A 13,692-nucleotide genomic window follows, 5' to 3' on the forward strand; every position below is an offset into this window, starting at 1 on the left:
AAAATAACTTTTTTCCTGATTTTAAATTGGAATATTTTTAGTCAGTATTTTATTTGCAGGCATGTCTCAAAGAAAAAACCGACTAGATCTCAAGTCGTATTACGATGGAATTTTAAACGGGGATAGATTAATTCTTTCAAAAGCTATTACTCTAATAGAAAGTTCTTTGCCAGAAGACCAGGATGTGGCAGATCTTCTTATTCGGAAAATATTACCTCATTCTGGAAATTCCCTGAGATTGGGAATAACTGGAGTGCCGGGAGCAGGAAAAAGTGCTTTTATAGAAAGCTTTGGTAGCATGCTTGTAAATACAGGCATGAAAATAGCTGTCCTTCCAATTGATCCTTCAAGTAGATATAGTAAAGGGAGCATTTTAGGTGATAAAACAAGAATGGAAAAACTTTCTTCTCATCCAAATGCTTTTATCAGACCTTCTGCATCTGGCGGTATGCTTGGGGGAGTAGCGTCTCGAACCCAGGAAGCTATTCTGCTTTGCGAAGCAGCAGGATTTAATTTAATTTTTATTGAAACTGTTGGTGTAGGCCAATCTGAGGTAAAGATCTCTGAATTGACTGACCTCGTCTTACTTCTATTGGTATCTGGTACTGGCGACGAATTACAGACATTGAAAAAAGGCATTATGGAAGTAGCAGATATCTTTATCGTTTCAAAAACGGATGGAGAAAATATGGAAAGAGCTTTAGAATATGCCAATGCAATAAAACAAAGCCTTAGTTATTTCTCTAAGGATTCCGTAAAAGTATTCAATTGTTCCTCAGAAACACAATATGGCCTTGCAGAGCTTTGGTCTTATATAAAGGATGCTGAAAATATCAGCAGGAATAATGGAAGTCTGAATCAAAAAAGAAGACAACAAAATTATTTTTGGTTGGTTGGAATAATCGATCAGATGCTTCATAATGAGTTTTATAAAAATGAGGAAGTTCAAAAAAACTTCCTAACAATGAAAGATTCCGTAATGATGGGAGAGGTTCCAGCTCAGGAAGCAGCTAAACAGTTATTTAATATTTTTAAGGGAAAAGGACTTTAAAGCATATATTTTGATATTTTTACAACACCAGGATATTAATTTAAATTGAAAAAGGATGGTTAAACAATCTTACAGCTACACAGATCAGGAACAAATAATCTGGACAACTCTTTACAGCAGAATTATTCAATTCTTGCCTGAGACTGCCGATGATATGGTTTTGCAAGGGATCAAAAGAATAGGCTTTCCGGCTGATCATATTCCCGATTTCGAAGGTCTAAATAAAAAAATAAAAACTTTTTCGGATTGGGAAATTGTGCCTTTGGAAAATATGGTGGATGACAAAGAGTTTATCGGTATGCTTGCTAGCAAAAAATATCCTTGCAGAACATGGATAAGAAATACTGAGCAAATGGAGCATGAAGAAGATGTCTATGATATTTTTCATGATGTTATTGGCCATACTCCCTTGTTAACCATACCGTCTTATTGCGAGTACCTTACTGGGCTTGGTAAACTTGCACTTGAATACCTTGAAAATGATAATGCCATTGCACTACTTAAAAGAGTATACTGGCATTCTATTCAATTTGGAATAAAGGCAACAGATCAAAATCTTACAATTTATGGAGCTCACTTACTGTCTTCTAGAAGCGAAACAGCATATTCTTTGAGTGCAGGAGTTCCGAAATACGATTTTAATGTTGCCAAAATGATGGAAACACCTTATATCAAAAACAGATTTCAAGAGAGATATTTTGTAATTAATAATTATGAAGAGCTATTCAATAGTTTGGATCTGGTGAAAAAGGAATTGAAGAATAGAATATAATTTATTGAATGGATACCTCTTTGTTTAAGTCTGTACGTTTTTCACAGACTACAATTACTGAATTAATGATACCCTCCTATGCGAATTTCGGAGGCAAAATACATGGGGGAATTCTTCTTTCCCTCATGGATAAAGTTGCTTACGCATGTGCAGCAAAACATTCCGGGGCGTATTGTGTAACAGTTGCAGTAGACAATGTAGAATTTTTACAACCAGTGGAAGTAGGGGATTTGGTTTCACTGCATGCATCGGTTAATTATGTCGGTAATACTTCATTAATTATTGGCATAAAAGTGATTGCAGAAAATGTCACAATTGGAAGTGTAAAGCATACTAATACTTCATATTTTACAATGGTTGCCAAAAACCTTGAAGGAAAGCTACAGGAAATTCCAGGCCTGGTTCTTGAAACAAGAGAAGAGGTCAGACGGTATCTTGAGGCGATTAAAAGAAAAGAACTAAAATTTCAGTATAAGGAACAGCTTAATAATGAAAAGTCAAATTTGGCTATTGAGGAAGAGTTGTATAAGTTGGAAAAGGAGAGATGTGTTCTGAAACTTAATATTTGACAAGAAACCAACTACATGGATACAGTAACAAAAGAACAGCCTAAGAAAAGTATTCTTATTCTTGTTTCTTTCTTTTTTGGATGGTTTGGAATAGACCGATTGATGTTGGGTTATAAATACTGGTGGCTGAAGCTTCTGACTTTTGCAGGTTTTGGTCTCTGGTGGCTTGTTGATCTAGTTTTGATTATATTTTCTAAACTCAATCCAGTCAACAGGGATAAGTAGTAAGATCAGAAATTTATGTTTTAATTCTTTAGCAGAATGATTAATTAGCTTTATACGGGAAATATATTTTAAACTCAGTTCCTTTTCCTTTTTCACTGAATGCCTCAATTTTTCCACCTGCATTTTCTATTATTCTTTTAACTATATACAATCCAACACCTGACCCATCTACATGGTCATGCAGACGTTTGAACATGCCAAATATTTTTCCTTTGTCTTTTTCCTCAAAACCAAGTCCATTGTCTTTAATAGAGATCACTGCAAAATTTCCGTCTATCCATGATTTTATAAAAATCTCAGGTTTTCTCTCCGCCGATTGATATTTAATCGCATTACTGATGAGGTTAAATAAAATGCTTTTGAAGTTTTTTCTACTGAAAGAAATTCTTTTACACTGGCTGAAGTCTGCGTCTATAATCGCTTCAGAGCCAACTATCATTTCTAAAAGAGTAAATTTTATATCTTCAAGGAAATCTTCAAATTCGACAATAGTTTCGTCCTCATTAAAGTTCTTCTGAATTTTTGAAATTTCTGTTAAGTCTTTAATGGTTTCTTTGAATCTTAAGATACTAACCTTCATCAATCCGATGATAAATTTAATATCATCGTTTTCCGCATCAATCTGAAGGTCAAGAGAGGCAATGAGGCCTTCTATATTTGAAATCGGCGCTTTGAGATCGTGGGATGCAGTATATACAAAGTTATCAAGATCGGTATTGATTTTTTCTAACGCTACATTTTTTTTGATAAGCTCTTCAGTTCTTTCTCTCACTCTTGCTTCCAGAAGATTATTATTATCAATAAGTTCTTCCTGAGCTTTTTTCAGATCATCATTTGCTTTCTGGATTTCTTCTTCAGCTTTTTTCCGATCAGTAATATCCTGGGCAATTCCATGAATACGCAGCACTTCCCGTTTCTCATTAAATACAGGTTTAGCTTTGATATATATGTATCTGTCCTGACCATTTTTCATCACCTTTTGCTCAAATGTAACAGGGATACCTGTTTTTAGGAGATTTTTGGCACGTTCATCAAAAATAGTCCAGTCATCTAATGCTACTTTATTTTTAACATCATTAAAGCTTATAGAAATTTGCATAGGATCAAACCCCAGCATCTTGTATAATTCGTCAGAGAATGAAATTTCATTAGTAATAAGATCCCATTCCCAGTTTCCAAGACAAGCAAGTTCTTGTGCTTCGAGTAAAAGGGATTTACTTTTCCTTACTTTTTCCTGTGCTTTTTTCTGTTCAGTAATATCCTGAACAATCCCTAAAATAAGAACTGGCAAGCCATCCTCGTCTCTGCGAAATACAGTTTCTCTTTTATTCATCCATCTCCAGTCTCCATTTTTATTAAGAAAACGGCACTCCGATTCGAGTATTTGGTCTTTTGCTTGTTCTGAAAACATGTCCACCCAATTTTCGATATTGATTTGATTTTTTGAGTGAATCAATGCTTTAATTTGAATCGGAGACATCTCCCGGACTTCCTCGGGGGTATAACCTAATACCTCGGTAATAGCTTTATTTACATAGACTATTTTTCTATATCTAGTATCAAAAACGTAAAGGACATTTGGAGTCGAATCTGCAATCTGATTAATAAGTTCTCTTGTTTCCTTTAATTTATCCTCAGCTTTCTGAAGCGTGACATCATCATTGTGTAGAATTCCACTTGCAATATGATTACCAGATAGATCTTTGATAGGAAATATACCATTCAGGACTTTTACTTCATCTTTGTTATCTTTCTTCTTGATTTTTTTGTTTTTGGATGCAATGACATTTTCCACTAGTTCTTGCTGCATTCTTTCTGGGATAAGGAGAATTAATGAGTTCCCTATTACTTCCTGTTCTTGATATCCAAAAAGCCTTTCTGCCTGCTTATTCCAGTGAGTTATCTTTCCATCTTTATTTATCGATAAACAGGCATCATTTAGTTCTTCTGATTTAGTTTGTTGAGGCTTTCTTCTGAAAATTTCATTTTCAATAAGATAAAAGGCGTCCTGGAGGTAAATGAGCAACGTGGAGATGATTTCTGAATCAGAGGTATATTGGCAAATAAATTTAATAAGCAGTTTTTTGTATTTTAATATAAATTCCTCTGTCTCAGGTACAGAAAGTCCTGATTTGATCAGTAAATCAATAATATTTTTAATAAGTAGATCGTCTCCCTCACATTTAATAGCCTTGAATAAAAGTATCAATTGTGTAAGAAGTCTCTTTTGGTCAGAGGTTTTATTTAAAAAATAATCCTTTATCTCATTATTCCCCTTTTCCAAAAACTGGCTTTTGATAAAGTTCAAAAAATAGCTGAATGTAATTGGTTGGACTAGTTCTTCTTTCATTTCAACTGTTAGCTAAGTCAAAATTTTATTTAATTCAGGGAAAACATTTATCTCCCTAAATTGTTATGAATGTGGACTATTTTAACCCATTTTGTGGAAAAGTTCTGGTGGCTGAGTAAAAAAACTATTTGATTTAAAAACTTAACTCCACATCTTTTTCAGATATTTTTTCCAACAAAGGTTTAAGGATCAATTTTGCATTTTCCTTAGTCTGATCCATAATTTTCATCTGTAGTGCGGTTTTTTGCAAATGAGTTTCAGCTTCTTTATAAGCTGCATCGATTAATTCTGATTCCTGAAAAAGTCCTTTCTCTATACTATAAACTTTGGAATCAGAATGATTAATTTTAAAATAACAAAGCTCTGGTTGCGGCAAACGAATCGAAACTTTGTTATCCGAAAATTTTATATCATTCGAATCGATTCGTGAAAGATCAATGCAACCTACTACTTCACCACTCGCGATAAGTACTGCTTTAGGATCAGGAAGATACCATGGATTTTGTACCTCGTGTTCCACAATATCCTTTAAATAGTATTTTACTACTTCCAGTTTTCCTAAACTTATTATTCTTTCCTGAATGAGATGGTGGGAAGAAACAGTCTTTATCTCATCACTTTCCTCTTCATTTCTAAAATTAGTTTTATAAATGATAAAACCAAATAAAAGGACTAAAAACCAGGGAAATATATAAATTAATATCTTTTTCATACAAGTAAATTCCAGCTTTACTAAAGATATAATTTATTCTACTCTTTTTCCTGAAAATTTTACAATTAATATGATTAGAGTTGTACCAAGGCCCAGATTAAAGAACCAGTGAAAATTTATAAGGCTGAAAAAAAAGACCAATATACTTATTAGAGCAATTGTTGCTGCATAAGGTAATTGTGTCTTAATATGTTGAATATGATTGCAGTCTGATGCTATAGAACTCATAATTGTAGAGTCTGAAACAGGAGAACAATGAATGCCAAATACAGATCCACTTAAAATTGTTGCAATTACATTATAGGTAACGCTTTCTGTATCAGATACTGAAAGTCCGGAAGATGCCGAAATCATCCAACTCACGGGTACGAGCAATGGGTATAAGATTGCCATGGCTCCCCAGACTGATCCTGTAGAAAAAGCAAAAGTTGCGGCTAGTAGAAAACTAACAATTGGAAGTAGACTAGGCTTAATATTTCCTGTTATCACTGAGGAAAGGTATTCTGTTGCATGAAGATCTTCTGTGATTTCTGCAAGTGACCATGAAAAAATCAGAATTATTATTGCTGATAGCATAACCCGAAAACCATGAATCATGATTTCTGTAGTCCTTTTTAAAGATATATTTTTATGTAATAAAGTTAATAGAAAAGCAGTCAGGAGACTTGAAAATGAGGACCAAAGTAATGCAATATAAAAGTCGCCATTGCCAAATAATTCCCCGAGTTTTTGAAAAAAGCTGATATTCTTGTTATCAAAGTCATACAAATATTTCCAAACAGTTGATAAATTTTGACTGGTTATAGGGATACCTTTGCCCAGCATTTTTTGATATATGTTTTCCGTCCCTGTAACAATTAATCCCGCAATAGCTGTGATGAAAAGTACTATTAACGGAAATGCTGCATTGATCCATTTGCCTCCGTTTTGGGATTCGGGATGTAAAATTTCCACAATATCTCTTTCTATATTTTTTTCAATGGATTTATCATTTTGTTCATTCTTAATGCCTGCGCTGCGTGCACTTACCTCTGCATCGGCCATTTTGTTGAAATCTTTTTTAGATACTATTAAGGCAAAAGTTAGTATCAGCATAAAGATTGGATAATAGGCGTATTGTAAAGATTTAAAAAAAATGGAAAATGCAGAATTGCCCAACCTAAGGTATGATGCTGCATCGTGGACATAAACCATTTCAGCTCCAGTCCATGTTGTGAAGAAGGCTAAAGAGGCTGCAGAGGCAGCCGTTGTGCTTACAATAAAAGCTAGCTTTTCTCTTGAGACTTTGTATTTGTCTGTAATTGGCCTCATTGTATTTCCTACAATGAGAATGTTGACGTAGTTGTCAAAAAAAATGGATAGGCTCAGAAAAAGAGTGGTTAGTTGTGCACTTCTTGAGGAGTGTGCAATAGCAGAAATTTTGTTAACTAATCCCGTTAATCCCCCATTTTTGGCAATGAGAGCAATCATTCCCCCCACCATAAATGCGAAGGAAATAAGCGAAAGATGTTTACCGTCTCTCAAAACTTCCAGTATGTAAGAGTCTATTACTCTTAAAAAAGCTGGAATCACATTTGAAAATTCAAATCCCATTAATAGTAGCACCCCAACAAAAACACTCAGAAATAATGATGTAATGACTTCATGGAAAATCAGTGATAAGGCTATTGCCAGTAATGGAGGAATAATACTCAGCCAATCAGGTAGGTGCCTAATTTTAATACTATAAAGAGTCGTCTGATTCTGAGGTTTAAAGGTAATTTCACTCGATTTAAATAAGGTGGTGGTGTATAAAGCTTTACCTTCAATAAATTCCAGTACTTTGAGTTCTTTATCAATATAAAAGCCGATCTTTCCATTAAAGGTGGAGTCAGGAGTACCCTTATTATTTAGTCTGACTATTTGAATTTCAGCAAATTCATCTCCAATTATATAATTTGGAGCGGAAAACTTAAAATCCGTTTTTGCGTACAATTCGGATGTTATAGGAGAGAGGACAAAAAAAGAGATTATAAGAAGAAATAATCCTCTCACAATTATCAGGTTTTTATTAAAATAATAGTCCCGCAATGTATCCTATTTTTTTAATAAACCGTTTTAGAACACAATGGTTAGCAATAATATGTCTTTTTTGTCAGAGGAAATAATGAATGATAGAAATATCAATTATTACAATAGGTTGGGAGTCAATACTCTTAAAGAACTAGCAGTAAAAGGTGGATTTGCGGATTACCCGGATCTTTGGATGGTAAACTCAAGTCTTAAAAATGCCAATGCTATTCTGGAAATTGGTGCAGGATATGGAAGATGTATTGATTTTCTGATGAAAAATAAATTTCAGGGACAAATTATTGCTCTTGAAAAAAGTCCAGTTTTATTTGACTACTTGACTGAAACATACAAAAATGTAGAAGTTGTATTTGGCGACATTAAAACTTATTCCATGGATGGAAAGGTTGATGTGGCATTATGGATGTGGTCCGGTATTATAGACTTTTCATTGGATGAACAAAAGAATTGTATACGCAAAGTAGAAGGTTTTCTCAATAAAGGTGGAAAGCTGGTAATAGATGTGCCTAAGATTGGTTTTCAGACTTTTGCTCAGCATTTGGATAAACAAAGACTTCATATTTCAAATGAATATGGTACTCTGGATTGTTACATCCCGTCGTTTTCTGAAATTGAAAAAATAGGAAAGGAAGCTGGTTTCAGTGTAGCTGAAGAAATTCACTACAAGACTACAACATTAAAAGAACGGACGATCTATATTCTTACTAAATAAAAAAAACCCGGTTAAAGCCGGGTTTTTTTATTTATAAATGCAATTAAGCTTTAGCAGGCATGTTGTCTAACACGTTCATAACTTCTTTCACGTGTTTTCTTGAAGTTTGAAGTAACTCCATTTCTTCGCTGTTTAATTTAAGCTCGATTACTCTCTCGATACCGTTTTTACCTAAAACAGCAGGAACGCCAAGGTAGCAGTCATTAATGCCGTATTCACCTTCAAGTTTGATACATACAGGAAGAATTCTCTTCTGATCTTTCACAATGGCCTCAACCATTTGTGCTGCAGCAGAACCTGGTGCATACCAAGCTGAAGTTCCCATCAGTTTTACAAGCTCTCCACCACCATTTTTAGTTCTTTCTATGATTGCATCAAGTTTGTCTTTAGCAACAAGTTCTGTAACTGGGATACCACCTACAGTAGTATATCTTGGAAGTGGAACCATAGTATCTCCGTGTCCACCAAGAAGCATTCCTTGGATTTCTTTCGGAGAGCATTTGATTTCGTCAGCAAGGAAAGCTCTGTATCTTGCAGTATCAAGGATACCAGCCATACCAATAACTTTGTTTCTTGGAAGTTTAGATGCAAGGTGAGCGCAATAAGTCATTACATCCAGAGGATTGGATACAACTATGATTATTGCATTCGGAGAGTATTTTACAACGTTTTCTGTAACAGATTGAACGATGCCAGCATTGGTAGAGATAAGATCATCCCTTGTCATACCTGGTTTTCTTGGAAGACCAGAAGTAATTACTACCACTTCCGAACCAGCAGTTCTGGAGTAGTCGTTAGTTACACCAACTGTTTTCGAATCGTAAACATTGATCGGTGCTTTCTGCCAAATATCAAGTGCTTTACCTTCTGCGAAGCCTTCTTTGATATCTAGAAGAACGATTTCATTTGCTATCTCACGATATGCTAAAACATCGGCACAGGTTGCTCCCACGTTACCTGCTCCTACTACTGTTACTTTCATAGTAAAATATGATTTTTTAGTTAATGATTATAAACTAGGCGTGTAAATTTATCCAAAGTATGTCAATATTAAAATGTTTTTTACCAAAAATGACCTTAGGATAGAGGATTGACTGTGATTTTTAGAGCATCTTTTGAATCTGCTCTGATTTTGAACCTTTCGTCAATCCGCATACCAATGATCCAGACAATTTTATCATCACTGGTAATCACTAAAGTATTATCCTTTTGAAGTAAAGGTGTTTTTCTGTCAATCAAAAAATCACTTACTTTTTTGAAGTTTTTCATTCCCAAAGGAATAAATCGATCTCCAGGTAACCAATTTCTAACTACAAGCGGGAATTCAAGAGCAGCCCAATCAAGATGAGCTGTATACCTATCTGAATGGACATCAAACTCATTTGTATTAATTTTGTTCAGCGAAAATGAAAAATTCCTGAAAGTAAAACTATTAAGCTGTTCGCTTATCTTAAATTCCTCAGCAGGGTCCGATTCTCTAAGATGCTTAAGCAGTAAAGACTGTCTGTCAACATTCAAAACAAAAGTTTTAGAATAGTATAGACTTCCGGTAGTCTTGGTATTTAAAAGATTTACGGAATCCTTATAGGTAAAACCAAATTCGCTGAGCAGTTCGCTTAAAACTATGGCTGGTTCTGGTTCTGAGAGAACAATATTCAGGTCAATTCTGATGTCGGGTCCTTTGAAAGAAAAAGATCTTGATTTAATTTCATTAACCTTGGATTTGAAAAAATGTGCAACAGCACGAATTTTTTCAGTACTTTCAAAAGCAGTCTGTTCCAGGCTAGGATTGATCTCTTTCAGAACCGGAATAACTTTATGTCTGATAAGATTTCTGTAATACTTTGTAGAAGCATTTGAAATATCTTCTCTCCATTCAAGATTATTTTCCAGAACAAAAGCATCTATTTCTTCTCTTTGACAAAAGAGGAGCGGCCTGATTATTTCTCCGTTGCGGGGTTGTATTCCCTGCAATCCTGCATACCCTGTGCCTCTTGTAAGGTTAAGTAATATTGTTTCGAATACATCATTCAAATGATGAGCAGTGGCAATAGAATCGAAGCCTTTTTCAGAAGCAAGTTTTCTGAACCAGGCATATCTCAAATCTCTTGCAGCCATTTGAATGCTAATTCTGTTATCTTTGGCGAATGTTTCCGTTTCAAATCGTTGGGAAAAAAACGGAACCTTATAGTGAGTTGCAAGTTTTCTGACAAACTCTTCATCCAGATCAGAGTCAATTCCTCTTAGCTGGAAGTTGCAGTGCGCTATTCCAAAGTTTATTCCGGCCAAATGTAAAAGTTCACACATGGTCACACTGTCTTTACCTCCGCTAACAGCAGCCAAAACATTTGCTGATTCGGAGATGAGCTGATGTCTGGAGATAAATTGGCGGAATCTTTGTAACATATTAGAAAAATTGCTTTTTTGATTAATTTTGGTGAGATAAATATACAAATGAGATATTGCTTATATCTGATTTTTCTGCTGCTTTTTATTCCCGATCTAGTAAATGCGCAGGGAAAAATAGACCTTGTCCAGGCAAGAGAACTGGAAGGTATTACAGTTAATGGTGTTAACATCAGGAGATTAAAAGGGGATGTAATTTTTAAACAACAGGGCACATACCTTTACTGTGACTCTGCTTATCAGAATCCCAAAAATAATTCTATTGAGGCTTTTGGAAATGTCCGCATGAATCAGGGTGATACGGTCAACCTTACCTGCCGCAATCTTCTTTATGAAGGAAATACCAAAAAGACTATTGCCAAAAGGAATGTAGTTCTGAAAGATAAAACAATGACACTTTTTACTGATATTCTTCATTATGACGTTTCTGCGAGAAGAGCTTTTTATCCTAATGGAGGTACCATCAAAGATGAGAAAAGTACATTAACGAGTAGGGAAGGCTATTACAATTTAGGAGAGAAAGTATTTAATTTCCGGAGGGATGTAAGGGTTGTGAACCCATCACAAAATTTTGTACTTACTACTGATAGTTTGGATTATAATTCTTATACCAATATTGCCTATTTCAAAGGCCCTACTAAGATCATTTCTCCTGATGGTGTGGTGGTTACAACAGAAGGTGAATATAACATTATGAGCAAAGTGACTGCAACAAAAGAAAGATCCAATGTGCAGTCCGGTAATTTTGACATAGAGGCAGACAACCTGGATTATGATGAAAGGCAAGGTAATGGAATTGCGAGAGGTAATGTAATTTTAAGAAGCCCGAAAGATAGTGTACAAATACTTGGAGAAAGGGCCAATTACTGGAGTAGAAGGGGAACCTCTAAGGTGTTTGGAAATCCGGTCATGAAAAATTATTCAGGAGGTGATACCCTGTTTCTTTCAGCAGATACATTAATTTCTCTTGATTATCCTGAGAAAAAGATTAAGAAACTCATTGCCTATAAGCATACCAAAATTTTCCGTCATGATCTTCAAGGAAAATGTGATTCGTTAGTATATGATTTTGCAGATTCTACGATTTATTTTTTTGGAGATCCTGTATTGTGGAGTGAAAAAAATCAGATTGTAGCAGACTCTATCAATATTCTTTTAGTCAATAATAAAGTTTCAAAGATGAATATGAAGGTTAATGCATTTATGGCTTCCATTGATAGTCTTGAAAATTATAATCAGGTAAAAGGTAAGAAAATGGTGGCTCACTTTACTGAAAACAAAATTCAAAAAGTTGATGTCAATGGAAATGGAGAAAGTTTGTATTTCGCTCTGGAAGGAGACACTGTTTTAATAGGAATGAATAAAGTAGTTTGTAGTGATCTAATCGTCAGATTTAAAGAAGCTAAGGTAAATACCATATCATTTATTAAAAGTCCAGACGCCAAATTTATTCCACCTCACGAAATATTAGAACCTGATACCAGGTTAAAAGGCTTTGTTTGGAGAGGTAAAGAAAGACCTTCTAAAAAAGATGTTTTAGGAGTACGATATGTCAATTAGTAAGATAGATTCGTTATATTCAGAAATTTAGAATTCTAATAATTTTCGGCGTTCAATTGGCTGGAAAATTAATTTGGATTGAAATAATTAGAAGAAAAAGCATATTTTGTTTACTTTTACGGTCTTATGAAGTTAGGTTTTGCTAAAAGTCTTTTGTTGGGATTGTTGATTTTACTGTCTTCATGCAGTGAGTTTCAGCGAGTTCAAAAAAGTTCAGACGTCAACAAAAAGCTGGAGGCTGCGCTGAAATATTATGAGAAAAAGGATAATTACAAAGCCAATGTCCTTTTAGAAGAAATCATGCCTTTGTTAAAAGGCCGACCTGAAGCTGAAAAAGCACAATTTGTATTTGCCAATACTTATTTTAATGATAAGCAGTATATCATGAGCAGCTATTACTTTAAGGATTTGTATGAAACTTATCCAAGAAGTGAATATGCGGAAGAAAGTATGTATATGCATGTAAAGTCTCTTTACATGGACAGTCCTTCCTACAAACTTGATCAGGGAAATACCGATGAGGCAATGCAGACAATTCAGATGTTTGGCGTGAAATATCCTCAAAGCAGTCATATGGAAGAGGTGAACAGTATGACTGATGAACTAAATGCGAAAACAGAGTACAAGGCATTTGAAAACGCAAAACTCTATTATAAGATTGGCATTTATAAATCAGCTGTTGTAAGTCTTGGAACTTTTCTAGATAGGTATCCTTCTGGTAAATTTGCAGAAGAAGCTACGTTTATACAGTTTCAGGCACAATATAATTTAGCTAAGCACAGTGTATTGAGATTGCAAAGAGAAAGATATAATACAGCGCTTGAATTTTATTATGGGTTTATCGATAGATTCCCTGAAAGCAAATTCAAAAAAGAGGCTGAAGAGTTATATGATAGGATTACAGAACGTTTAAAGAATTTTCAAAGCTAATGAACAATAAAGCAAAAGTTACTACTATTCCATCGTCAATAGTGACGAGAGATCTTGAAAAGTTATCTGCACCTACGGGAAATATTTATGAATCACTAGTGGTTGTGGCAAAGAGATCAAGACAAATTTCTTCAAAAGTAAAAGAAGAATTGAATAACAAATTGGCTGATTTTGCTTCTACAGTTGATAATCTTGAAGAAATCTTTGAAAACAGAGAGCAGATAGAGATTTCCAAGTTCTACGAAAGAATGCCAAAACCAACTAATATGGCTATCGAAGAGTTTTTCGAAGGAAAAATTCATTTCAGAAAGCCTAACGAAGAGAAATAATTTATG

Annotated in this window: 13 protein-coding genes; 8 read left to right on the forward strand and 5 right to left on the reverse strand. The window is 34.6% G+C overall.

Features of this window, described 5'->3' with window-relative positions; translation table 11 throughout:
- Positions 1-61: 61 nt before the first annotated feature.
- Genes meaB through J7604_RS08375 form a run of 4 tightly spaced genes read left to right on the forward strand, consistent with a single transcriptional unit; the run spans position 62 to position 2,617 of the window.
- A complete protein-coding gene (gene meaB, locus J7604_RS08360; RefSeq protein WP_293893980.1) occupies positions 62-1,051 on the forward strand; it encodes a methylmalonyl Co-A mutase-associated GTPase MeaB in 990 nt (329 codons plus the stop codon).
- Positions 1,052-1,106: 55 nt separating this feature from the next.
- Positions 1,107-1,823 carry a phenylalanine 4-monooxygenase gene (locus J7604_RS08365; protein WP_293893983.1) on the forward strand — a complete coding sequence of 239 codons (717 nt, stop codon included), beginning with the start codon at positions 1,107-1,109 and terminating at the stop codon, positions 1,821-1,823.
- Positions 1,824-1,831: 8 nt separating this feature from the next.
- Complete coding sequence (locus tag J7604_RS08370) at positions 1,832-2,392, forward strand: acyl-CoA thioesterase (RefSeq protein ID WP_293893986.1); 561 nt, start codon at positions 1,832-1,834, stop codon at positions 2,390-2,392.
- Between the two features lie 15 nt (positions 2,393-2,407).
- Positions 2,408-2,617, forward strand: a complete 210-nt coding sequence (locus J7604_RS08375) for a TM2 domain-containing protein (RefSeq protein ID WP_293893989.1) — start codon at positions 2,408-2,410, stop codon at positions 2,615-2,617.
- A gap of 40 nt (positions 2,618-2,657) precedes the next feature.
- Here the strand turns inward: J7604_RS08375 and J7604_RS08380 are convergent, their stop codons facing one another.
- The 3 genes from J7604_RS08380 to J7604_RS08390 all read right to left on the reverse strand — a co-directional run bounded on the left by J7604_RS08380 (position 2,658) and on the right by J7604_RS08390 (position 7,713).
- A complete protein-coding gene (locus tag J7604_RS08380; RefSeq protein WP_293893992.1) occupies positions 2,658-4,967 on the reverse strand; it encodes a PAS domain S-box protein in 2,310 nt (769 codons plus the stop codon).
- Between the two features lie 133 nt (positions 4,968-5,100).
- A complete protein-coding gene (locus tag J7604_RS08385; protein WP_293893995.1) occupies positions 5,101-5,679 on the reverse strand; it encodes a DUF4230 domain-containing protein in 579 nt (192 codons plus the stop codon).
- A 33-nt stretch (positions 5,680-5,712) separates the two neighbouring features.
- On the reverse strand, positions 5,713-7,713 hold the full coding sequence (locus tag J7604_RS08390) for a Na+/H+ antiporter NhaC family protein (RefSeq protein ID WP_293893998.1): 2,001 nt from the start codon (positions 7,711-7,713) through the stop codon (positions 5,713-5,715).
- Between the two features lie 73 nt (positions 7,714-7,786).
- Between J7604_RS08390 and J7604_RS08395 the strand changes: the two genes are divergently transcribed.
- On the forward strand, positions 7,787-8,461 hold the full coding sequence (locus tag J7604_RS08395) for a trans-aconitate 2-methyltransferase (RefSeq protein ID WP_293894001.1): 675 nt from the start codon (positions 7,787-7,789) through the stop codon (positions 8,459-8,461).
- Positions 8,462-8,504: 43 nt separating this feature from the next.
- On the opposite strand, the gene mdh is transcribed toward J7604_RS08395, so the two are convergent.
- Both mdh and tilS read right to left on the reverse strand, forming a co-directional pair.
- Positions 8,505-9,443, reverse strand: a complete 939-nt coding sequence (gene mdh, locus J7604_RS08400) for a malate dehydrogenase (RefSeq protein ID WP_293894004.1) — start codon at positions 9,441-9,443, stop codon at positions 8,505-8,507.
- A 95-nt stretch (positions 9,444-9,538) separates the two neighbouring features.
- The gene (gene tilS / locus J7604_RS08405) at positions 9,539-10,867 is read right to left on the reverse strand and encodes a tRNA lysidine(34) synthetase TilS (RefSeq protein WP_293894007.1); all 1,329 of its coding nucleotides are present in this window, start codon (positions 10,865-10,867) and stop codon (positions 9,539-9,541) included.
- A 48-nt stretch (positions 10,868-10,915) separates the two neighbouring features.
- Here tilS and J7604_RS08410 point away from each other — a divergent pair, with 48 nt between their 5' ends.
- The 3 genes from J7604_RS08410 to J7604_RS08420 all read left to right on the forward strand — a co-directional run bounded on the left by J7604_RS08410 (position 10,916) and on the right by J7604_RS08420 (position 13,686).
- On the forward strand, positions 10,916-12,427 hold the full coding sequence (locus J7604_RS08410; RefSeq protein WP_293894010.1) for an OstA-like protein: 1,512 nt from the start codon (positions 10,916-10,918) through the stop codon (positions 12,425-12,427).
- 126 nt (positions 12,428-12,553) lie between these two features.
- The gene (locus J7604_RS08415; protein ID WP_293894012.1) at positions 12,554-13,357 is read left to right on the forward strand and encodes an outer membrane protein assembly factor BamD; all 804 of its coding nucleotides are present in this window, start codon (positions 12,554-12,556) and stop codon (positions 13,355-13,357) included.
- Positions 13,357-13,686 carry a DNA-directed RNA polymerase subunit omega gene (locus J7604_RS08420; protein ID WP_293894014.1) on the forward strand — a complete coding sequence of 110 codons (330 nt, stop codon included), beginning with the start codon at positions 13,357-13,359 and terminating at the stop codon, positions 13,684-13,686. Before J7604_RS08415 ends, J7604_RS08420 begins: the two co-directional genes overlap by 1 nt.
- The last annotated feature ends 6 nt before the right edge of the window (positions 13,687-13,692 follow it).

Source organism: Sporocytophaga sp., assembly GCF_017745095.1.
Classification (GTDB): domain Bacteria; phylum Bacteroidota; class Bacteroidia; order Cytophagales; family Cytophagaceae; genus Sporocytophaga.